We start from the raw sequence: 22,852 nt of genomic DNA, 5'->3' as shown, positions 1-22,852 counted from the left end.
TATGTTTAGAACTATTTTTACAAAAATTTTTGGCAGTCGTAATGACCGTATTCTACGTCGCTTAAACAAACAGGTGGCAAAAATCAACAAAATGGAACCGGAATTTGAAGCGTTAAGCGATGAACAATTACAAGGTAAAACCGCAGAATTTCGTGAACGCCTAAAAAACGGTGAAACCTTACAAAGTCTATTACCTGAAGCTTTTGCTACGGTGCGTGAGGCAAGTAAACGTGTACTTGTTATGCGTCATTTTGATGTCCAATTAATTGGTGGAATGGTGCTGAATGATCGCTGCATTGCAGAAATGCGTACTGGGGAAGGGAAAACGCTGACCGCTACCTTACCTTGCTATCTTAATGCCTTAACTGGAAAAGGGGTACACGTTGTAACGGTAAACGATTATCTTGCTCGTCGAGATGCAGAAACTAACCGTCCTTTATTTGAATTTTTAGGTATGACTGTGGGCGTAAATATTCCGGGATTACCTGCTGAGGAAAAACGTGCTGCTTATGCCGCAGATATTACTTATGCAACAAATAGCGAATTAGGCTTTGATTATTTACGCGATAACCTTGCTCATTCTGCTCAAGAACGTTTCCAGAAAGAACTCTACTACGCCTTAGTGGATGAAGTGGATTCTATTTTGATTGACGAAGCTCGTACTCCGCTGATTATTTCAGGGCCTGCGGAAGATAGTTCGGAACTTTATATCGCCATTGATAAGTTAATCCCACATTTAATTAAACAAGATAAAGAAGACACTGAAGACTATCAAGGTGATGGGGATTACACCTTAGATTTAAAAACAAAACAAGCCTATCTGACTGAACGTGGGCAAGAAAAAATCGAAACGTGGCTGATTGAACAAGGATTAATGCAAGAGTCAGAATCCCTTTATTCCCCAGCCAAAGTCGCACTATTACACCACGTTTATGCTGCATTGCGTGCGCATACCCTCTTTGAGCGTGATGTTGATTACATCGTAAAAGATGGTGAAATTATCATTGTTGATGAACATACAGGGCGTACAATGGCAGGGCGTCGTTGGTCTGAAGGTTTACACCAAGCCATCGAAGCCAAAGAAGGGGTGCCAATCCAAAATGAAAATCAAACAGTGGCATCCATTACTTACCAAAATTATTTCCGTCTTTATGAAAAATTAGCCGGAATGACCGGAACAGCAGATACGGAAGCCTTTGAATTTCAACAAATTTATGGCTTGGAAACCATTGTAATCCCAACCAATCGACCAATGATTCGTGATGATCGTACTGATTTAATGTTTGAAAATGAACAATACAAATTTGCGGCGATTATCGAAGAAATCAAAGACTGCATTGCCCGTAACCAACCTGTATTAGTAGGGACAGCATCGATTGAAAAATCAGAATTATTATCTGATGCATTAACCAAAGCGGGAATTAAGCACAGTGTGCTAAATGCCAAATTCCACGCACAAGAAGCTGAAATCATTGCCAATGCAGGTTATCCCGCTGCCGTCACTATTGCCACCAATATGGCAGGACGCGGTACAGATATTGTACTTGGCGGGAACTGGAAAGCAGAAGTGGCGAAATTAGATAATCCAACTGACGCACAAATCGACGCGATCAAAGCCAACTGGCAAACACGCCACGACATTGTAAAACAAGCTGGCGGTTTGCATATTATCGGTACAGAACGCCACGAATCACGCCGTATTGATAACCAATTGCGTGGACGTTCAGGACGTCAAGGCGATCCCGGTTCATCTCGTTTCTACTTATCCTTAGATGATGCCTTAATGCGAATTTACCTGAATGAAGGTAAATTGAATATGATGCGTAAAGCCTTCAGCACACCGGGGGAAGCAATGGAATCTAAGTTGCTCACCAAAGTAATTGCCTCAGCGCAAGCAAAAGTGGAAGCGCATAACTTCGACGGGCGTAAAAACCTATTAGAATTTGATGACGTTGCGAACGATCAACGCCACGCGATTTATCAGCAACGTAATGAATTACTGGATAATGAAAACATCGCTGACACCATTGAAGTGATCCGCCAAGATGTGTTTAACACGGTTATTGATCAATATATTCCACCAAATTCTCTAGAAGAAATGTGGGATATTCCCGGATTAGAACAACGTTTAAAACAAGATTTTGCGTTAGATTTACCTATCGCACAATGGTTAGAAGAAAATAATGCCTTACACGAAGAAACCTTGCGTGAACGCATTATTGAAGCGGCTGTTGCGGAATATAAACGTAAAGAAGAACTAGTTGGTTCGGAATCAATGCGCCATTTTGAAAAAGGCATTATGTTACAAACCCTTGATGAACTTTGGAAAGAGCATTTATCAGCAATGGATCACCTGCGCCGTGGCATTCACTTGCGTGGTTATGCACAAAAAGATCCAAAACAAGAGTATAAGAAAGAATCTTTCCAAATGTTCACAGATATGCTTGACGCATTAAAGCTCAGCGTTATCACGACACTAAGCCGTGTACAAATCCGTACGCAAGAAGAAATTGAACAAGCAGAAAGATTACAACAAGAAATGGCTGCCCGTGAACAGGCGCAAATGCAATATAACACTGACGATGAACAGGCGGAACAAACGCCATTGCCGCCTTCAGATCGTAAGATTGGGCGTAATGAGCCTTGCCCGTGCGGTTCAGGGAAAAAATACAAACATTGCCATGGCAATCGTGCGGCGAACTATCGTTAATTGATAAAATATAAAAGTGCGGTAAAAATTTCTGATTTTTTTACCGCACTTTATAGAGGGTCTGTTGATCATTCATTTTTTTTACATTTGAGTTATCCACAAACCCTAAGGAGAAAAAATGGTAAAACCGATTATCCAAGTTGCAGCTGGGATCATTCGTAATGAATTTGGGCAAATTTATCTTACTCAACGCCTTGAAGGGCAGGATTTTGCGCAATCTTTAGAATTCCCCGGCGGGAAAATCGATAAAGGTGAAACGCCCGAGCAAGCCCTTGCCAGAGAACTTGAAGAAGAAATCGGCATTCATATTCTCAACGCCGAGTTATTTGAGCGTTTTACCTTTGAATATCCCAGCAAGGTCATTCAATTTTATTTTTACCTTGTGGAACAATGGGTGGGCGAACCTTTTGGTCGAGAAGGGCAGGAAGGAATGTGGATTGCACAATCTGAACTCGATGCCAGTCAATTTCCGCCCGCTAACAGTAAGCTTATTCAACGTTTACTAGCTGAAAATCAATAAGTTATCACCAATAAAAAAGCATTATATGAAAAATATAATGCTTTTCTTTTTTCAACGAATTAGGTGCTATGCCCATTTAGCACACTAACGACTTGGTGATCTCACCCAAAAAATCTTATAAAACGTGGTTAAATTGCTTGAGAAAATTCCTTTATGCTCTACAACACGCTGTCTTGTGTTGTGTTCAATTTTGGCTATTTTTAGTCCCGTTACCCAAATAGCGCCTTAACAACAAATATCCTGTATCACAAATTGCAATGAATGACGTTCGTGTAAGCGGAATTTTCTTTGCTTCAAACGTTTTAGTCTTAACGCTCGTACCTGAGATAAACGGAATAATTTCGTGTTGTTTTTCTTCAAAAATGTTTTTCTTTTTATTGCCATAATGTCCTTCTTCTTTTCTATCTCTATTCACAGCCTAAGGAAAATCCTCTAAATGATTTTCTATGTTAGGGTAAACCTTAGTGTGGTGCTTCTTGGTTTTGCTGTATGCGGTGATAATTCACAATGCTGTTCATATAGCGACGAATATTTTCAATATACTGATAAGCCTCATAACCTCGTGCATAGCCATATTTTAAATTAGTGTAATAACGTTTTTCCGCCAATAAAGGCAGATTTTTCTTCACATCAAGCCAGTTATCGGGATCGCCACCAAGGCTCTTTGTTAAGCGGCGTACATCAAGCAAATGCCCAAGTCCCATATTATACGCACACAAAGCAAACCAAATGCGATCTTCTTGGCGGATGGTATTTGGCATTTGCGCCAGTAATAAATGCAAATATTCCGATCCCGCTTTAATGCTTTGTTCCGCATCTAAACGATTGTTGATTTTCATTCGTTCCGCTGTTGCCTTAGTCAGCATCATCATTCCGCGTACGCCTGTTGGCGAGGTGGCTTCTGGATTCCAATGGGATTCTTGATAGGCAATCGCAGCCAATAAACGCCAATCTAACTCCCCTTTATACTTATCAAAAAGATCCGCATATTTCGGTAAAATCGTTTCAATTGCATTTAAATAAGAACGGGTATCCACATAGTCAAATTGGGCTAAATGGTTAAAATATTTTTCCTCAATGCGTGCAATAAGCCCTGTTTCAATGGCATTATTCATAAAATCGAGCAAGGCGGCTTGCAGTTCATTATAGGTATTATTCGCCAAATACCAATGAATGGTCGCTTCATCAGTAACATCAAAGGCAACCGCCAGCTGTGGCTTAATTTGTTGCGTAATAGAAATATCTATTGAATTGGCAATGGTGTAATCCAGTTTACCTTCTGCAACTTGCAGTAATAATTCCTCTTGGCTTTGATCCACTGTTGTCCATTGCAAATCAGCATATTGTTCTTTAAAACGATTAAGTAACAGATTGAGTTCAGAGCCTTTCGCCACCACTAAGCGTCCATTTAATTTTTCTAACGAAGTAGGGCGATTTTCTCCTTTACGGTAAACCAGTTGCCACGAGGCAGAAGAATACGCAGGACCGAGCTGAAATTGTTCTAACTTTTCGGGTTGATAAAGCAAATTCGCTGCCGCTAAATCAATTTGATGCGCGGATAAGGCAGAAAACAGTGCTTGAACACTCTCCATTGGGCGAATATCCAATTCCACATCTAAATAATCTGCAAAGGCTTTCGTGAGTTCATATTCAAACCCCGTTGCGCCTTCTGAACCAATAAAATAAGAAATGGGATTATTCAGTGTGCCAACAATCAATTTACCTTTGGTTTGCACCATTGCATAAGGATTATCTTCCGATTGCATTATGCGTTGCCACGGGAACACCATATCAATGGCCCACAATAATAAGGCAACGGCACTCACTATACGTAAAAATAAACCTTTCAATCTTGCTCTACTCTATCATCACAACACATTGTCTGTGCTTGGCTAACGTTAAAAGTGCGGTAAAAAATCATTTAATTTTGTACCGCACTTATCAAATAAATGAAAACGAAATTATGCTGCTTTCGCCATTTCAAATTCAATCAACATCATTAAAATATGGATCACTTTGATATGAATTTCTTGAATGCGATCGGCATAACGGAAATGTGGCACGCGAATTTCGACATCGGCAAGCCCCGCCATTTGCCCCCCGTCTTTACCTGTCATGGCAATCACTTTCATTCCTTTCTCTTTTGCAGCTTTAATCGCATTCAAAATGTTCTTAGAATTACCTGAAGTGGATAAACCAAAGAGTACATCCCCTTTTTGCCCCACTGCCTCAATATAACGAGAGAACACATAATCATAGCCAAAATCATTGCTCACGCAGCTTAAATGACTGACATCAGAAATCGCAATGGCAGGATAGCCGGGGCGGTTTTCACGATAACGCCCCGTGAGTTCTTCAGCAAAATGCATTGCATCGCAGTGCGATCCACCATTTCCGCACGAAAGCACTTTTCCACCTTGTTTAAAACTCTCTGCAATTAACAACGCAGCTTGTTGAATTAATTCAATATTTTTTTCATCATTGACGAATTTATTAAGCACATCTTGTGCTTCGTTAAGCTCGGCTTTAATTTGATCTAAGTACATTTTATTCTCCTTTTGCAAACACGCCTCAAAATTAAAATGGCGTTAATCTATCACGATTTTGCCATTAATTCATTATATTTCCGTGCCTAGGGTTGTAACGCTTGAAGCAATTCTGTAACAAAATCCAACCGCACTTTGTTATCGGTTAAATCACGCTGAAATCTAAATTTCGTTGGGCCGTCAAAGCGATACACCGCAGGGGATTGCTGAATAAGCTGCAAGAATTTTGTTGGATCAAGGCTCGCTTTAGGCGAAAACTCAATAAAGCCACCTTGTGCTGTCGCTTCAATACGAATGATCTGCAATGGCTTGGCTTGCAAACGCAGTTGGGCAATTTGTAGTAAATTTTTGGCTGGCTGCGGCAATAGCCCGAAGCGGTCGATAAGCTCCACTTTTAATTCATCAAGCTCTTGCGTATTTTCTGCCCCTGCAATGCGTTTATAAAAACCAAGACGCATATTCACATCGCCTAGGTAGTCATCAGGCAATAAGGCTGGAATACGCAAATCAATTTCAACTTGGCGTTGGGTGAGTTCATCAAGAGAAGGTTCACGCCCGTCTTTCAGTGCATTCACCGCACTTTCTAGCAGATCCATATATAACGAAAAACCAATACTTTCAATTTGTCCACTTTGCTCATCACCAAGCAATTCCCCTGCACCACGAATTTCTAAATCTTGCGTTGCCAACATAAAACCTGCGCCAAGATTATCCAGACTTTCCAAGGCTTCAAGGCGTTTCAAGGCATCTTTTGTCATTGCTTTTGGCGGTGGCGTGAGCAAATAGGCATAGGCTTGATGATGCGAACGCCCCACTCGCCCACGCAGCTGGTGTAATTGTGCTAAACCAAAGCGATCCGCGCGTTCAATGATGATGGTGTTCGCCGTTGGAACATCAATCCCTGTTTCAATAATAGTAGAACAAACTAGCACGTTATAGCGCTGATGATAAAAATCGGACATCACACGCTCCAAATCACGCTCTCGCATTTGCCCGTGGCCGATCACAATGCGCGCTTCCGGTACAAGTGCGGCAAGATTTTCCGCACAATTTTCAATGCTCGCCACATCATTATGCAAATAATAAACTTGCCCACCACGCAGAATTTCACGCAAAATTGCTTCACGAATAATTAAATCATCAGCCTGTCGCACAAAGGTTTTAATGGTTAAACGGCGCGCAGGTGGCGTGGAGATAATAGAAAGATCACGAATGCCATTCATCGCCATATTTAAGGTGCGTGGAATTGGCGTTGCCGTCAGAGTGAGAATATCCACATTGGCGCGCAGTTGCTTGATTTTTTCTTTTTGACGCACGCCGAAACGATGCTCTTCATCAATAATCAGCAGGCCGAGATCCTTAAATTTCACTTCTGGCTGAATCAGTTTGTGCGTGCCGATTAGAATATCAATCTTGCCTTCCGCTAACTCAGCAAGCAGGGCTTTTTGCTCTTTTGCCGTTTTAAAGCGTGAAAGCACTTCCACATTCACTGGCAAGTTGGCAAAGCGATCTTTAAAGTTTTCATAATGTTGCTGGGCAAGAAGCGTGGTCGGCACAAGCACTGCCACTTGTTTATGGTTCATCACCGCCAAAAATGCGGCACGCATTGCCACTTCTGTTTTACCAAATCCCACATCACCACAAACTAAACGATCCATCGCTTTCGGCTGTGCCATATCAGAAATCACCGCATTAATCGCCGTCATTTGATCCAAGGTTTCTTCAAAAGGGAAAGTGGCTGAAAACTGCATAAACTCATCACGATCATAATGAAAGGCAAAGCCTTTTTGCGATTCGCGGCGCGCGTACACATCAAGTAATTCAGCGGCGACATCACGAATTTTCTCCGCTGCTTTCTGGCGGCTTTTCGCCCAAGCATCACTGCCTAATTTATGCAATGGCGCCGTTTCTTCCGAGCCGCCTACATAACGGCTAATCAAATGCAGTGAGGTTACCGGCACATAAAGTTTGGAATCATTAGCATATTGCAGCAGCAAAAATTCCGATTTTATCCCCGCATTTTCTAACGTAACCAAGCCAGCATAACGCCCTACCCCGTGATCTAAATGCACCACAGGCTGACCAATTTTAAGCTCCGCTAAATGGCGAATTAAGGTATCGGGATTAACCGATTTTTGTCGATCTCGGCTGCGTTGTTGCACACGTTCGCCGAGCAATTCCGTTTCCGTAATCAACGCAAGGGAAGCCTTGCCCTTGTCCACAATAAAACCACGATCTTGGCTACAAATCAGCAAACTTTGCTTTTCTTGCAAATCTGAAAGATGCGCGATTTGTTTTGGTCTTAATTTCAGCGGACTGAGCAAATCAAGCAAGGTTTCGCGCCGTCCTTCCGTTTCCACACAAAAGACAATATCGCCATTAAACTGCGCCATAAATTGTTGCAAATGCAAGAGCGGTTCTTTTTGTTGTAATTTTAGGCTTAAATCAGGCAAGGCTTGCACAGGCAAGTTTTGCTGACGCACAGAAGCACGCGCCACTTTCTCCGCTTTCAAGGTGATTTTAGGAAAATGTTTGAGCTGATGATTAATTTGGTCAATGGGCAACCAAAGCTGATCTGGCGGTAATAAAGGGCGCATTGGATCAACACGGCGGCTTTCATAACGCTGTTCACAATCTTGATAAAAACGCTCACCTTGTTGCTGATTGCTCTCAAAATCCACAAATAGCGTCTGTTCAGGCAAATAATCAAATAAGGTAGCCATTTGCTCAAAAAACAGCGGTTGCCAATACTCGATCCCTGCTGCCAGCGTGCCTTTGCTCACCTGTTGATAAATATGCTCAGGATCACGGCGAATCTCACCAAAGGTATCACGAAATTTCGCACGGAAAAACTCAATGCCTTTGCTATCGGTAGGGAACTCTTGCGCTGGCAATAAACGAATTGAAGGAATTTCTTCTAATGTGCGCTGCGTATCCACATCAAACGTGCGAATACTATCAATCTCATCGTCAAAAAAATCTAAACGAAAAGGCACCGCACTTCCCATTGGAAACAGATCGAGCAACGCCCCACGCAGCGCATATTCACCGTGTTCCAGCACCTGTTCCACCGCACGATAACCTGCATTTTCTAACTTCAAACGGAAATCGTTAATCACAATGCGATCGCCTTTTTTAATCAATAAAACATTGTGCTGCAAATACTCAGGCGGGCAAATTTTTTGCATTAACGTGCTGATAGGCAAAATGAAAATGCCGTTTTTTGCATTTTGCAAATGGAATAACGCACTGAGCCGTGAAGAAATAATGTCTTGATGCGGCGAAAAGCTATCATAAGGCAAAGTTTCCCAATCTGGGAAAAAGGTAACAGGCTGCGAAACGAATTCCGCCAAAACTTTCGATAAACGCACCGCACTTCGCGTATCTGGCGTTACAACTACGGTAAGCCCTTGGTGGCTTTGGGCAATTTCGGCAAGGGCTAAGGTATCGCTGCCTGCAATAACATTGGCTAAAATTTTGTGATCATTGGCTTGCGTTGGGATATTCAAATCAAAATACATCATAAGGCTAAGTGCGGTGCTTTTTTCATCTATTTTTACGGATTAAAATTATGCCTAGTTTAGCGGAAATCCCCAAACTTGCAAAGAAAAACACTGTTTTTTTACACAGTATCAAAACTCAAACAATCCACCGCTCACTTTGACTGCCCCTATTTTAACCAGTTAAGCACCAAAGGCGGAAAAACGCTTGACGAAAGCCGATGAAATCTTTATATTCAGCCACTACTTCCCGATGGTGAGATGTCCGAGTGGTTGAAGGAGCACGCCTGGAAAGCGTGTATGTGCGAAAGTGCATCGGGGGTTCGAATCCCCCTCTCACCGCCATCGCTGATATTTTTTCAGTTCTTTTTGTTCGTATTGTTCACTAACTTATTAAAAAACAAGGATTTTTGTAGTTCGTTCTGTTTTTTCTGTTCTTTTTGCGTGTTTTTGTTCTTGGCGAAATGATCCCAAATGATCCCTTTTTTGTTAGCTCTCACTTACAAAAATGGATTTTTTAGATTTTAGGGATCATTTCTTGAAATTTTTCAATTAAATCAAGAGCTAACACTATGACAAAAATCAACCAAACTTTTATCAATAAACTGAAAGCCACAGGCAAAGAAGAACGCTATTCACTAGGGCATAAACTCTTTTTAGTGATGACCCCTAAAGGTAGCAAGTCTTATCGTTATATTTACCGCTTACCCGATACCAAGGCGATTAGAAAAAAGAACCTTGGGCGGGCTGATATTATTTCCCTTGAAGAAGCGTTAAATATGGCGATTTCTTATAATCTTTCGATTGCCCAAGGCATTGATCCTTTAGCGCAAATTCAAGCAGAAGAAAAGCAATTACAGTTGCAAAAAATCACGTTGATAGAGATTGCGGAAGATTGGCATAAGACAAAAGGCGTTAGATTAAGCGAAGCGCATTTAAAAGATCGCTTAGCACGTTTTAAAAATCATTTATTTCCAATTTTGGGCGAATACCCTATTTCAGCCATTACCCTTTTTAATGCAAGAGAGTTGATTAAACCTATTGCCAATAAAGCCCCGTTTATGGCTGAAAAAGTTGCACGGGATTTAAGAGAATTAGGCAATCACGCCGTTGAAATGGGGATTTTATCTAGTAATCATCTCGCTTTAATCAAGCAGTCTTTCCCTAGACCGAAATCAAAGCCTAATCCTTGCATTAAATCGCAAGAATTACCGCTATTCTTTAAGCGCTTATTTGAATCAAATTTAGCGCTACAAACACGCTTACTTATCGAATTTGAGCTTTTAACTATGGTAAGGGCTAACGAAGCGGCAAGTGCTGAATGGGTTGATATTGATTTTGCTACTAAGCGCTGGGTTATTCCCGCAGAAAAAATGAAGATGGATAAGCCCCATTATGTGCCATTAAGCACGCAAGCCATTGAGATATTGCGGCTATTACAGCAACTTAATGGGCATAAAAGATATGTTTTTTCGCATCGTTCTGATGATATGAGCCACATTTCACCAAATACGGCAAACCAAGCATTTAAGCGTATTGGCTATAAGAATATTATGACCCCGCACGGTATGCGCTCACTGGCTGCAACGTATTTAGAAGATGTTGGGGCAGAAGCTCACGAAGTAATTAACGCTTGCTTGGCGCATAATGAGAAATCAACAACTGCAAAAGTCTATTTGCGCAGTAACTTCTATGAAAGACGGATCCCCGTTATGCAAATATGGGGCGATTATGTAGAGCAATGCAAGAAAAATCGTTAAACAAGAAATTAAGCGGCGCAATGCCGCTTTTTTATTCATCTTCACATTCCTCTTCATCTTCTTCGCATTCATCATCATAGGAAGAATAAGGCTCTTCAACATAATATGATTTTGGTTTGCTTTCTTCTTTTTTGTCTTTACCACTCGTTATGACTTTATAGGCAACGTAGGCAATAGCCGCTTTCTTAACTATGCTACTTTTCTTTTTTGTCTTCTCTTTTGCTAGTGCTGGATTTAATCCGCCGAATAGTAAGGAAAGAATAAGCCCGAATGTAAGAAGTTTTTTCATTCTTTTAATCCTTAATGAAAGTTGAATATGTTAAATAATCATCTATTTCTAATTCTTAAAAAGCAAGAAAAATCATATATGACTGTTATTATTAAATTTATATTCAACAATGGAATATGAAAATAATTCATATATCAAAACTAGCTCATTTTTATTGTATCTATATACAGCCATCAAAAACGCCATAAAACGCCTATTTTGGGGCGTTTCTTTTAGCTTAGCATATTTACAGATTTTTTATTTTCCCTTCTTGGTGCGCTTCTGCTTGGGCTAAACGTTGGAAAACGTGCGGCGATAAAATCGCTAGCATTTCCTCGCCACGCCCGCGCATTAAATGTAGTGTTTTCAACGCAAATTGCGGTGATGGTTCAAGCCTTGCCCCGCTTGGTATGAATTAAATTCATAAACTGCGTTTCTTCAACGCAAATCAACGCAAAAAAACGCAAAAAATTGTGCTTTTAGTTATAAGAAAGTGCGGGGCTTTTTGGCTAAATTTTGCCCTTATCATATTTCTAGCCTTATTTTTGGCGTTGCTACATAAAAAATAAGCCTGATTTTGTGATCATCACCCTCACAATTCAAACAAAATGACAAAAAAACGCCCCTTTTTTATCCTTAACACGAACAAAAACGAACGCCAACGAAACAGGGCGGAAACAAAATACAAGGGGCTAAAAATGTGAGTGAAAACCAAAGAAAACAGCGATTTATCAGCCTTGAGCAAGTGATCGACCGCACAAGCCTGAAAAAAACGACCATTTACACACTAATGGCAAGAAATGAATTCCCACAATCTATCAGCATTTCAGCAAATCGCCGTGCTTGGCTGGAAAGCGAAATAGAAGACTGGATAGAAAGCAAAATCAACGCACAAAAAGAGATTTAACCAATGGAAAAACCAAAAACCGAATTTCAACAACATAAAACGAAATATCTAGCTGAAAAACAAGCCTTAGATAATCTGCTGAAAGAAAAAAGCAAAACGCAGAATATTATTGCCGCACTTCAGCAAGATTTAATCGAACAAGCGAATAATGCAGAAAACAAGCTAGAAAAAGAAAATTTTATTTCAGCTGATGATTATGTTGCATTAAAACAAGCTGAAACGGGGATAAAAACACGAATTGAATATTACCAAGCCTATTTAGAAGGAATAGACGCCAAAATATATCAACAGAAAGAACGTTTATTTAACGAATATCAGCAAATTTTGCAAATGCGAGAAAAAAGCCTACTGGCTGAATTTAACGCATTATTTGAACATTTTTTAAATGAACAAAAAGACACCCTAACCCGCCTTTATTCATTGCTCAAATATAGCGGCGTTGCACAACCTAATCCCCTTGATGACAGCTACAAAGGCACGCTTGAATATGCCGTAAAACAAATGCTACTTAAAAAGATTGAAAAAGGAATAAATAGCGAAATTCCGCTAGATAATGAATGGGAATTGCCTCTTTTTGTGAACCGTGATGAGTTAAAAACACCAACACAAAAGCATAAAGAAAGTTTTTCCAAAGAAAAAACGGGATTTCAAAAATTAATCAATAATTTAAAAGGTGAATAAAAATGAATGTTACAGAAAAAGTAAAAAAACTACTTGATAGAAGTCAAAATAGTTCAGGTGAAGAATACGCTGAAACAGATATTCACAATAATATTTCTAAAAACTTCAATAGGTATATTGTTAAATTAGGAAATAGCTTAGGTTTAGATCTGAATGGTGATGCGTACCATACGCTAGATTTAACAGCAGAAAATAAATTACTTGAAAACTTATCTAAAAATAGCTTATTTGGTTTAATTAATGTTATTAAAACAACCAATCAAGAAGGCGACACACTAGGAATTCATATTCCTATTGCAAGCACAGTTGATACAAATGTTGAAGAAAGAACTCCTACAAAAGGTTATATCTCACCAATTCAGCAATTTAATTGTGAACAAATCAACATAGATACTTTTGTGAGTTATGAAAAATTAGATAGACTAGCGAATTATTTAGATAAAGATTTTGAACAACTATTTGATAGTCAACTCACAAAACAAATGCTACTAAGCCTTTTAATGATTGGCTTTAATGGAAAATCTCGCTCAAATCATTCTAATCCTGATAGTAACCCACTGGCCCAAGATGTAAAAAAAGGTTGGGTGCAAAAAATTAAAGAAAATGCACCAGAAAAAATCATTACAGCGGGAAATGTAGGAGCAGGTGAAAAATATAAAAACTTGAAAACATTAATCAATGCAGCAAAAGAAAAAATTAGCTACCCTTCACGTTTAGCTGATGATTTAATCATTCTGTGCGGTAGAAATATTCTTGATGATCGCAAAATTATTGTTGAATACAGTGATTTATCACAAGATAACACGGGGCTTATTACGATTAGCCAAGAACTAATAAGCGGCTTAAAAGCAATTAGCGTTCCTTTTTTTCCTGAAAATTGTGTATTAATCACTTCATTAAAGAATATTTCTCTTTATTTACAAAGCGGAACAGTGCGCAGATTTATGAAAGATGAAGCAAGGCACGATCGTATTGCTAACTACATTTCAATGAGCTTAGATTTTATCATCGAAGACTACAACGCCTTAGCATTAATTGAAAACATCAATATCATAGATTAGCTTTCGTTGCGCAGTAAGCTTTGGGCGGATTTATTACCGCCCTTTTTTATTGCCTTAAGGTTTGAAAGTCTTTTATAAGATTTTTGATGGTGCTAATATTTAGCCGAATTAAACACAACAAGGAACAGCACAATGGCAATTCATCAAATCTTAACCCGCCACACGGCAAGCATTAGCGACTTGAAAAAAAATCCTATGGGGATCGTATCAGAAGGCACGGAAGAAGAAGGCGCAATCGCTATCTTAAACCGAAATGAACCCGTTTTTTATTGCGTTAATCCACAACTTTTTGCTGTTATTCAGGAAATACTCGAAGATAAAGAACTAAGCGAAATTGTCAAAAAACGCCTTGCAACCATTGCCCCTGTAAAAGTTAGCCTAGATGACCTATAACAGCCCAATAACGGGCTTTTTTGCTATCAAATAACAATCAAATAACCATCAAATAAATCAAGGATTAAATCAAAATGGCACAGCAAAAAATAAATTTACCACCGCGAAAATGGTACACACTAAAACAAGCCGCTGAAAAATTTACTTATGAAATAAATCATCAAATCACCGTATCAGATATGATACATTATTTATTTAATGGTTATTTCTTACCTTATATTCATACAAGATATAAATTAAATCATTCCCTTATTTTTAACGGTAAATATTATCTTGATTTTAAAGAAACAAAGAATAAACTTTTAGAGAAAATCAATTCAACACTTAAACTAAACTATCAAAACTTAACTATTCTTGATGACTATTGTAAATTAGCCGTTTTTCATATAGATCGCCCTAAAATCCCTTCAGAAATTTGGATAAATGAATATCTAGCTAATTTTCTTGATATTCTTAACCTTAAATCAGAAAATGAACTCAACGACAATATACTTGATAATTTTTTTAGTAAAAATCGCGTAATGACCTATGGAATTGATGGCTTATTAGCAATAAAAATAGACAGCCTATATAATGGCTATTCTTCAACTTTTGAAGAAATGCGAACACTAGAAAAGGGCGTAATGCTTTACCATACCGATTTATTTACACCGCCTATAGAAAATCTTGATGATAAACTTGCCCTTTACCGCTTAGAATTAACCAGCCCTATTTTTATTCCCGCTGAAGAAATTATTATTCTTTATGATGATTTACAGCGAATAATTGAAAATGAGCGGGTAAATTTAAAATCTCTTGCCAATGAAAGAATAGAAACGACAGAAACAGCCGAAAAAACAAACAAAACGATTAAAAATAAATCGAATGAAGAATCGAATAATGGAACAGATGAAAAAATCAAAAACAAGAAAGACTTTTACAACAAAGCAATTTTTAACGCAATCAAGCTCACCGCAGAGGCAAATCCAGAATGCGGCGGCTATCAGATAGTTAAAGCCGTAATCGCTGAAATAAAGGCGCGTTATAATTTAAAAGATGTTACTGATCTTTATTCTGATCGCCATTATCTCGATAAAGCTAAAAAAGAACTCAAGCTAACCTTTCCAAAAAATAGCGGAAATCGAAAAACCAAAATCAACGTTATCTTAGATAGCGAACAGCCTAATAAATAATCGAACAAAGTCTATAAAATAATCGAACGGTGCAATTTTTGCCGTTCGATTTTCTCTTTCTCTTTTCGATTTTTCTCACACTCTAACCTTTCTACCATTCCCCCCGAACAAAAACACGCTTAAAGCACAGAACGAACAAAAAGAACTTTTTCAACCAAAACCACTGGGGAAACGATGAGCGAAACGATCACATTATCCCGCTATGCCAATGCCAAAGAAGTTTGTGCATTGCTTGGCATTTCAAAAACAGCCATTCATAAATACAGCAAAAGCGGCACATTTCCAAAGCCAATCAAGATCGGCAATTGCTTACGCTGGAATATGGAAAGCGTGCGGGCTTGGATAGCGAAACAAGAACAACCAACTAATAGGGGAATTAATGGCAATTAACATTAAATGCCCGTTTTGCGGGGGCGATACAAAAACCCGCTCAAGCCATAAACCATCACTATTAAGCGTAAACGCTAGTGTTTATTGCCCCAACTGTGGGCAACTAAAGGCGCAATTTGTGGGGCAACTTTATGAAGTAAAAAGAGCCGTTTATATTGATTGCCCAGAGGCGCAAAAGTGGAATGAAACAGAAAAAGAACAGATAGACAAAGGCACGCTAAAAGCCGTGAGCAATCAAGAACGGCTAGATAGCCTAATGAAAAAGGAAGAACCACAACAGAAATTCAAATTTTAGCCAATAAAAAAGGCTCACACCCCAATAATGTAAGCCTTTTTTGCTATGCCATCAATTAAATCAAAATGAGATTAAAACAATTCATAACAGGAAAGGAACGCTATGAATAACTTTCATAATACAGCAAAACGCCTTAAAATCAAGGCATTCACACCATTTTTTTATAAGTGCGGTGCTTTTTTTGCAGATTTTTGCTTGACAGAAAACGCCTTTGAAAATTACAGTATTCCCGCTTTCGCAAAATCGAAAGCCGAGCCTGGAAACTCGAACGATATACTTGTGGCGTATAGTAACACGCCTATTAATGCGTGTTTTTTTATGCGTAGCACAAACACACCCAAAGAAAGCGTTATGCAAATTTGCACAACGGCATTTCTCTCTATGGTGGCGTGTTATGGGAAAGGTTTCGCCCTTTGCTGTGTTCCACAAGTCGCAGTTTTCCAGCCCGTAACACGTTACCGCCCAAGCCTGGAAACTTTAGCGGTAACTTCACGAAAACTATTTACTTGTGGAGTAAACGCAATGATCTATCTATTCAAAGCCGTAAGCCGTTCAGACTTACGCAATACCAAAAAACATCTTTCCTCTTTCCCACGCTATACCGTACGCATAAATGCCGACAGTATCGAGCAAGCCACCGCACAAGTTGCTCCATTTTTTGTGATCTTGGGGGTGAAAAATGCGTAATCTCACTAAAGCCGATCTTTTAGATGAATTAATAACGATAGAATTTTTGTTTCACCAGGCAAAAGAAGCGCTATCAAAAGAAGATCTTAATATTGCATTTAATGCGATTAAGGAAATTCGATCCGCACAATATAGCAACGTTGCATTAAATGCATATTCAAATCAGCAACTACTAAAAGAGATGATGAAAATCATAGAGCAAGGAATAAACCCATCTACGCCAGCAGAAAAGGAAAACGAAGGGGGCGATTATGTGCATTAAAAATAACCTAACAAGCATAAAACGTATTAACAACCTAATGCGCCACTATCGCCCACAACCCAGCAAGGAAAGGAGATTAAGTGAAAAATTGCAAGCCTTATCTAACCTAATTGGCTTAAATAACTCACTTTTTGAAGTGATGGATCGTAATTTTCAAGAGTATATGACTTCAAAAGATGATGATCTAATTTACGCCAAGCAGTGCATTCATTTTGATTTGATGATTATCGCCCAGTTACTGAATGACAATTTAGAACGGGAGTTCGACCAGTTCAGCACGTTCTTATTAGAGCAAGGGGGCAACGATGATCACTAAACGCATCACCCTACCAGATGGCACGCTTATTGAGTTTTTCGCCAATAATACGGAAGAAATGGCGCTAATGTTGCCAGAATATGCCGAAACACTAGCCCAAAAGCGGGCGGCACGATTGCAACAACTAAAAGAAACCCAACGCAACCAGCAAAAAGCCCGCAGAAAGCGCCTACAACGCCAAAAACTGGCAAGACGCAAGGCAAGGGGGCAATAATGACGTACACAAAATTGCCTTTATTGGTTGTTTATTTAGCCGCACATATTCCAACGGAAAAAGCCGCCAATCGCTTAAGCCTTGGAAGGCAAGCAAATAAAACAATGCCAAAACGGAACAAAACGGCACAATTACCCGCTTAATTTATTCACACCGTCTTATTCATTTAAGGCGGTGATTAACGCAAAAAAGGTTATAAATTATGATGAACGGAAAGAGAAAATATCAGCCAACCAAACCCAAAGCGCAAGAAGATCAAATCATTTTAATTGGTGATGAAGCGTGGCAAGCGTGGGATAACGGAAATGGCACATTATGGCAAATGCTGAATGAAAACTTGCTTAAATTAGGTTGTGATTTTAAACCATATATTTTTGGTGAAAATCCGCTTAAAAATATTCCCGCACAAACCCTTGCGCCGAAAACGCAAGAGTACATTAAACTGTTTGAATGCGGGCAATTAACCGAACCCCAACGTACGGCAATTTGCCATAACCTCGCGACAAAAACCACGGCAAAATTTGTTACCTTGCATAGTGTTGTAACAGGGGAACTAGTCGAAAATTTTAGCCCTTATATTGAGAAAATTCGTAAAGGTGAAGAAGCCGAAACGGCTAAACTCATTGCTCAAGCGAGCATAGATCAAAGCGCCCCTAAAACCTCGCCTTATATTGATTATAGAGAAAATGGGCTACTAGAAGGGCTTTTCTATGTTGTGCCTAAGCTGGATAAAGACACAGGCGAAGTACTACGGGAAGATCTAAAATGGATTTGCGATAAACTGGAATTAGTCGGCAAAGGTAAAAATGAAAACGGCGATTATTTCTATATTTTCCAATGGCATAACCCTGATGAAAACGCCCCACGCATTGAAGCGATAAATTGCGGTGATTTTGGCACAGATACCGCTTGGCGATTGCTCAAAAACCAAGGCTTTAAAATGACACCAAAAACAGGGATTGCACAAAACCTTGTAGAACATTTTCACGCCTTGGGGCTGAATGTGCAATCTTGGGCGGTTACACATTCCACAGGCTGGCATAATGGGGCGTATTTATTGCCTAGCGGTGAGATTTTGGGCGAACCTAGTCAACCAATTATCTTCAAAAACAAAAGCGCCAATGCGGGCGGCTATGACACCAAAGGCACGCTTGAAAGCTGGCAACAAGAAATAGCCCATTATGCCAATAAAAACACGTCTATGATGTTAGGCATCGCTACCGCCCTTGCTAGCCCACTTTTACGCTTAATCAATGCAAAAAGTTTTGGGGTGCATTTATTTAATTCATCTAGTAAGGGGAAAACAACCACGCTTAACATTGCCAATAGCCTTTATGGCAACCCTGATTTAATTGATTTGAGTTGGAACACCACAGCCACCGCCCTAAATAACGAAGCGGCAGCCAGAAATGACGGCTTCATTACCCTTGATGAATTAGGGCAAGCCAAAAAGATTTATGACGTGGAAAATATCGCCTATTCACTTTTCAATGAAAAAGGGCGGGCAAAAGGAATGAAAGAAGGCGGTAATGATGAACTTTCACGCTGGAAAATCACCGCACTTTCAACGGGTGAAAAAGATGTAGAGGGCTTTTTACAGTCTAAAGGGGTAAATATTAATGCGGGGCAATTAGTGCGCCTTTTGAATATTCCTTTAATCGAAGCCAATCATCTTCACGGCTTCGCCAACAATAAAGCCCACGCCGACCATCTAAACGAAGCAAGCCTTAATCATTATGGCGTAGTGGGGCGGGAATGGATTAAATACATAGCCGAAAATAAAGCCTTTATCAAAGCAGAATATCAATGCTATAAAACTGAATGGGCAGAACGCCTTGCCAATAACACCGCCGCACAGGTGCAACGGGTAGCAAGCAATTTTGCCATATTAGAAACCGCTTTACAGACCGCACGGCATTTAACCTTATGGGCGGAAGCAGATAATCGGGAATGCTTAATTCAATCCTTCAATGATTGGCACATTGATTACGGCACAGGCGAACGGGAAGAAGAAAAAATCATAGAGTTCTTTAATGGCTGGCTTGATGAAAACGCAGAAAGCGGCTTTATTCAAGTTCCTGAACCCACCACGCAGCGGATTATTCAAAAAATCTTGGGCTATCGTGTTTTAGAAGTATTTAACGGCGAACCAGAACACTTTTATATTCACCCTAAAGCCTTTAAAGACGTGATTAAAGAAAGCGAATTTCCCCGCAAGCTGGTATTTGAAGCAATGGAAAAGCATAAAATGCTAAAAACTGGCACGGAACAAAATCAAAGACCCTATCAGCACAAAGTACCTACAAAATTAGAACGGTATATCAACAGCAAGGGAAAACGCTTTTTTATCGTATATCCCGCATTGATCGAAGAAACCGAAAAACCCGAAGAATAATCACCGCACTTAATCAATAAGCCAGCTTTTACAAGTTGGCTTTTTTTTGCTCAACATTTTACAACACCAAGCAAGCTATAAAATAAAATTTTACTAGGATAGATAAAATAAATTGGGAAATTGGGAAAATAGTATTAAATCTATATATTATTATATATAAATCAATAAGTTATAGAAAAATAATTTTCCCACTCTTTCCCAAAATGCTAAAAATATTCCCAAAAATGGCGTTTTTCTTCCCAATTTGGAAAAAGTAGCACATTCACATAAAAACGAATAAAAAACAGCCAATTTTATTAAAATCCCAAATTTTGGGGTAAAAAATCCCAAAATTTCCCTTGAAAATCCCAAATTGATTTTTGCTATAACTCATTGAATAATCATAGAAAAATGGCGATTTTTCCCAATTTCCCACTTTCCCAATTGTTTTCTACACTCAGACAAAAAAAATTTTTTTCACGCTGCTAGAAAAATTTTTTTGCTTATTGGCTAGTAACCAAGAATATTAAAATTTTTCATTATGCTGATGATGTTTGATGGTTGATAATCCAGCTAGGGCAAAAACTAGCAAAAAATAACAGTGATCCTAAATGATCCCTTTTTTGAACAGTCGAAATAAAAAAGCCTTATAATACAATGCGTTAATATGATGAATGGCGAACCCTCTCACCGCCATTCTATCTTTCAAAATTCTCTTTTTTATCCTTAAAAAAGGATTTATTCCGTAAAATAAATCCCTTAGCCTATTCATTGTAAAATGACGATTACCCCTCAATCCCTTCAAACAATGCGGTACTTAAATAACGCTCTGCGGCGGAAGGAAGGATCGCAACGATCAGTTTATCGGCAAATTCAGGCAATTTTGCAAGACGATCGGCTGCTGCGACCGCCGCACCTGATGAAATCCCCGCTAAAATACCTTCTTCCGCCATTAAACGGCGAGCTGTGGCAATAGCGGTTTCACTGTTTACCTGCTCTACGCGATCAATTAAAGAAAGATCAAGGTTTTTCGGGATAAACCCTGCACCAATACCTTGGATTTTATGTGGACCGGGTTTCACTTCTTCGCCATTTAAGGTTTGCGTAATGACTGGACTTTCTTCGGGTTCAACGGCAACAGAAAGAATTTGTTTCCCTTTATCTAGTTTGATCGCACGTGAGATCCCTGTGATTGTTCCACCAGTTCCCACGCCAGCTACCACAACATCTACCTTGCCTTCTGTGTCATTCCAAATTTCTACTCCCGTAGTTTGACGATGAATATCAGGATTCGCTGGATTTTCAAATTGTTTAAGCATCACATAACGGTTAGGATCACTGGCCACAATTTCTTCTGCGGCGGCAATTGCCCCTTTCATTCCTTTTGCGCCTTCTGTTAGCACTAGATTGACACCTAAACCTCTTAATAAACGTTTACGCTCAGAACTCATTGTTTCAGGCATAGTGAGGGTCAGTTTATAACCTCGCGCTGCTGCCACATAAGCGAGTGCGATGCCTGTATTACCGCTAGTGGCATCAACAATTTCTTTCTCTTTGGTGAGAATGCCGTCTTTTTCCGCTTGCCAAATCATATTCGCCCCAATACGGCATTTCACACTAAAACTTGGATTTCGCCCTTCAATTTTTACGACCAGATTTCCATTATTACCAAAATGTTTTAAACGGACTAATGGCGTATTGCCGATTGAATAAGAATTATCACTGTAAATCGTCATTGTGTTCACCTATTTAATTTAATTGAAAGTGCGGTTAGTTTTAGCATAGTTTTTCTGCGATAAAAAATAGCCGTTGGCTATATTTTATAACCAACGGCTATTTACGCACTCATTTCAACTAATTAATAAAACGATTTGGCTGATGTTTTAATTGCTCTTGTTGATGATTAACAATTTTGGTGCGGTGATTTTGCGCTGACTGCTTATGTGGTTTAAATTCAAATAAGGCATTATCTCGATATTTTACCACCCACATTGCTGTTGCACCGCATACTGCGACGGGAATAATCACTAAATTAATAACTGGTACAAAAGTACAAAAAGTTACTAAGCTACCAAAGGTTAAGCTGAGCGTACGCGTTTCGCCTAATTCATTACGCATAATGCGAAAAGGAATTTTATGGTTATCAAAAGGATAATCACAATACTGAATCGCCATCATCCACGCGGTAAATAAAAAGGTTAGCACAGGCACCACGGATTGCCCTAATACAGGGATAAAACTTAATAAAAACAAGGCAATTATTTTGGGTAGGCTATACCATAATTTTTGCCATTCTCGCCCTAACATTCGAGGAATATCTTTGAGGAAATCAATTGTACTCATATCAATCAGATTTTCCCCCGTGAGCCTTTGCTCCACTTTTTCCGCTAATAAGCCATTAAACGGGGCGGCAATAAAGCCTGAAAGCATAGTAAATGCAAAATAAAACAGGGTTAAAATCATAAAAATGGATAATGCTAACAAAATCCCACTAAGCCACGCTAACCAATCAGGCACATAACTCATCAATTCATCAATTAATCCACCAATATTACTGATAAATAGCCAAAACAAGCCTGAAAGTAATAGGATATTGAGCAAAACCGGCATAATAACAAAACGTCTTAAGCCTTTTTGTGTAATCAAATGCCAGCCCATCACGAAATAATGAAAACCTTCGCTGAGTTCCTTTGCTTGTAACATTTTTTGTTTCCTAATCAAATAAAATGCGATGTAGCATACAAAGTGCGGTAAAAAAAATCAATTTTTACATATCACCGAATTTGCAAAATATGG

24 protein-coding genes and 1 tRNA gene are annotated in these 22,852 nt (G+C 39.2%); 17 read left to right on the top strand and 8 right to left on the bottom strand.

Features of this window, described 5'->3' with window-relative positions:
- The first annotated feature begins 1 nt into the window (after position 1).
- Both secA and mutT read left to right on the top strand, forming a co-directional pair.
- Positions 2-2,710 carry a preprotein translocase subunit SecA gene (gene secA / locus L4F92_RS02585; protein WP_250364099.1) on the top strand — a complete coding sequence of 903 codons (2,709 nt, stop codon included), beginning with the start codon at positions 2-4 and terminating at the stop codon, positions 2,708-2,710.
- A 118-nt stretch (positions 2,711-2,828) separates the two neighbouring features.
- On the top strand, positions 2,829-3,230 hold the full coding sequence (gene mutT / locus L4F92_RS02580) for an 8-oxo-dGTP diphosphatase MutT (RefSeq protein ID WP_250364098.1): 402 nt from the start codon (positions 2,829-2,831) through the stop codon (positions 3,228-3,230).
- Between the two features lie 184 nt (positions 3,231-3,414).
- Here the strand turns inward: mutT and L4F92_RS02575 are convergent, their stop codons facing one another.
- The 4 genes from L4F92_RS02575 to mfd all read right to left on the bottom strand — a co-directional run bounded on the left by L4F92_RS02575 (position 3,415) and on the right by mfd (position 9,297).
- Complete coding sequence (locus tag L4F92_RS02575) at positions 3,415-3,645, bottom strand: hypothetical protein (RefSeq protein ID WP_250364609.1); 231 nt, start codon at positions 3,643-3,645, stop codon at positions 3,415-3,417.
- 46 nt (positions 3,646-3,691) lie between these two features.
- Positions 3,692-5,080: a membrane-bound lytic murein transglycosylase MltF gene (gene mltF, locus L4F92_RS02570; protein WP_250364097.1), complete on the bottom strand. Its 1,389-nt coding sequence runs from the start codon at positions 5,078-5,080 to the stop codon at positions 3,692-3,694.
- Between the two features lie 111 nt (positions 5,081-5,191).
- Entirely contained in the window at positions 5,192-5,776 is a 585-nt protein-coding gene (gene lpcA / locus L4F92_RS02565) for a D-sedoheptulose 7-phosphate isomerase (protein ID WP_250350929.1), read from the bottom strand.
- Between the two features lie 86 nt (positions 5,777-5,862).
- Positions 5,863-9,297 (bottom strand): transcription-repair coupling factor, encoded by a 3,435-nt coding sequence (mfd, locus tag L4F92_RS02560; RefSeq protein WP_250364533.1) that lies wholly within the window; start codon positions 9,295-9,297, stop codon positions 5,863-5,865.
- Positions 9,298-9,531: 234 nt separating this feature from the next.
- Here mfd and L4F92_RS02555 point away from each other — a divergent pair.
- Together L4F92_RS02555 and L4F92_RS02550 are read left to right on the top strand one after the other, a co-directional pair.
- Positions 9,532-9,621, top strand: a tRNA-Ser gene (locus L4F92_RS02555).
- Positions 9,622-9,848: 227 nt separating this feature from the next.
- The gene (locus L4F92_RS02550; protein WP_250364096.1) at positions 9,849-11,036 is read left to right on the top strand and encodes a tyrosine-type recombinase/integrase; all 1,188 of its coding nucleotides are present in this window, start codon (positions 9,849-9,851) and stop codon (positions 11,034-11,036) included.
- 31 nt (positions 11,037-11,067) lie between these two features.
- On the opposite strand, the gene L4F92_RS02545 is transcribed toward L4F92_RS02550, so the two are convergent.
- Together L4F92_RS02545 and L4F92_RS11075 are read right to left on the bottom strand one after the other, a co-directional pair.
- Entirely contained in the window at positions 11,068-11,325 is a 258-nt protein-coding gene (locus tag L4F92_RS02545) for a hypothetical protein (RefSeq protein WP_250364095.1), read from the bottom strand.
- Between the two features lie 226 nt (positions 11,326-11,551).
- Complete coding sequence (locus L4F92_RS11075) at positions 11,552-11,674, bottom strand: hypothetical protein (RefSeq protein ID WP_265748357.1); 123 nt, start codon at positions 11,672-11,674, stop codon at positions 11,552-11,554.
- A 330-nt stretch (positions 11,675-12,004) separates the two neighbouring features.
- Between L4F92_RS11075 and L4F92_RS02540 the strand changes: the two genes are divergently transcribed.
- The 13 genes from L4F92_RS02540 (at position 12,005) to L4F92_RS02480 (ending at position 20,077) form a co-directional block, all read left to right on the top strand.
- Complete coding sequence (locus tag L4F92_RS02540) at positions 12,005-12,211, top strand: helix-turn-helix transcriptional regulator (RefSeq protein WP_035688126.1); 207 nt, start codon at positions 12,005-12,007, stop codon at positions 12,209-12,211.
- A gap of 3 nt (positions 12,212-12,214) precedes the next feature.
- Entirely contained in the window at positions 12,215-12,892 is a 678-nt protein-coding gene (locus L4F92_RS02535) for a hypothetical protein (protein ID WP_250364094.1), read from the top strand.
- 2 nt (positions 12,893-12,894) lie between these two features.
- Positions 12,895-13,953, top strand: a complete 1,059-nt coding sequence (locus tag L4F92_RS02530; protein WP_250364093.1) for a P2 family phage major capsid protein — start codon at positions 12,895-12,897, stop codon at positions 13,951-13,953.
- Between the two features lie 132 nt (positions 13,954-14,085).
- On the top strand, positions 14,086-14,346 hold the full coding sequence (locus tag L4F92_RS02525) for a type II toxin-antitoxin system Phd/YefM family antitoxin (protein WP_250364092.1): 261 nt from the start codon (positions 14,086-14,088) through the stop codon (positions 14,344-14,346).
- A 74-nt stretch (positions 14,347-14,420) separates the two neighbouring features.
- The gene (locus L4F92_RS02520) at positions 14,421-15,518 is read left to right on the top strand and encodes a hypothetical protein (RefSeq protein ID WP_250364091.1); all 1,098 of its coding nucleotides are present in this window, start codon (positions 14,421-14,423) and stop codon (positions 15,516-15,518) included.
- A 174-nt stretch (positions 15,519-15,692) separates the two neighbouring features.
- Positions 15,693-15,908, top strand: a complete 216-nt coding sequence (locus L4F92_RS02515) for a helix-turn-helix transcriptional regulator (protein ID WP_250364090.1) — start codon at positions 15,693-15,695, stop codon at positions 15,906-15,908.
- Complete coding sequence (locus L4F92_RS02510) at positions 15,898-16,203, top strand: transcriptional regulator (protein ID WP_250364089.1); 306 nt, start codon at positions 15,898-15,900, stop codon at positions 16,201-16,203. The genes L4F92_RS02515 and L4F92_RS02510 overlap by 11 nt, the downstream gene beginning before the upstream one ends.
- A 102-nt stretch (positions 16,204-16,305) precedes the next feature.
- Positions 16,306-16,890 carry an ash family protein gene (locus L4F92_RS02505; RefSeq protein WP_250364088.1) on the top strand — a complete coding sequence of 195 codons (585 nt, stop codon included), beginning with the start codon at positions 16,306-16,308 and terminating at the stop codon, positions 16,888-16,890.
- The gene (locus L4F92_RS02500; protein WP_250364087.1) at positions 16,883-17,152 is read left to right on the top strand and encodes a hypothetical protein; all 270 of its coding nucleotides are present in this window, start codon (positions 16,883-16,885) and stop codon (positions 17,150-17,152) included. The genes L4F92_RS02505 and L4F92_RS02500 overlap by 8 nt, the downstream gene beginning before the upstream one ends.
- Positions 17,142-17,468 carry a hypothetical protein gene (locus tag L4F92_RS02495; protein ID WP_250364086.1) on the top strand — a complete coding sequence of 109 codons (327 nt, stop codon included), beginning with the start codon at positions 17,142-17,144 and terminating at the stop codon, positions 17,466-17,468. Before L4F92_RS02500 ends, L4F92_RS02495 begins: the two co-directional genes overlap by 11 nt.
- Positions 17,458-17,682 carry a hypothetical protein gene (locus L4F92_RS02490; RefSeq protein WP_250364085.1) on the top strand — a complete coding sequence of 75 codons (225 nt, stop codon included), beginning with the start codon at positions 17,458-17,460 and terminating at the stop codon, positions 17,680-17,682. Before L4F92_RS02495 ends, L4F92_RS02490 begins: the two co-directional genes overlap by 11 nt.
- A complete protein-coding gene (locus tag L4F92_RS02485; protein ID WP_250364084.1) occupies positions 17,682-17,825 on the top strand; it encodes a hypothetical protein in 144 nt (47 codons plus the stop codon). The genes L4F92_RS02490 and L4F92_RS02485 overlap by 1 nt, the downstream gene beginning before the upstream one ends.
- Positions 17,826-17,884: 59 nt before the next feature.
- Positions 17,885-20,077: a DUF927 domain-containing protein gene (locus L4F92_RS02480; RefSeq protein ID WP_250364083.1), complete on the top strand. Its 2,193-nt coding sequence runs from the start codon at positions 17,885-17,887 to the stop codon at positions 20,075-20,077.
- Positions 20,078-20,841: 764 nt separating this feature from the next.
- Here the strand turns inward: L4F92_RS02480 and cysK are convergent.
- Together cysK and cysZ are read right to left on the bottom strand one after the other, a co-directional pair.
- Complete coding sequence (gene cysK, locus L4F92_RS02475; RefSeq protein ID WP_250364082.1) at positions 20,842-21,792, bottom strand: cysteine synthase A; 951 nt, start codon at positions 21,790-21,792, stop codon at positions 20,842-20,844.
- Positions 21,793-21,910: 118 nt separating this feature from the next.
- The gene (gene cysZ, locus L4F92_RS02470) at positions 21,911-22,759 is read right to left on the bottom strand and encodes a sulfate transporter CysZ (protein ID WP_250364081.1); all 849 of its coding nucleotides are present in this window, start codon (positions 22,757-22,759) and stop codon (positions 21,911-21,913) included.
- Positions 22,760-22,852: the final 93 nt, after the last annotated feature.

The organism is Avibacterium sp. 21-595, from assembly GCF_023611905.1.
GTDB lineage: Bacteria > Pseudomonadota > Gammaproteobacteria > Enterobacterales > Pasteurellaceae > Avibacterium.
Note: the sequence above shows the minus strand (reverse complement) of the source record. Positions and strands in the feature narration are given on the sequence as shown.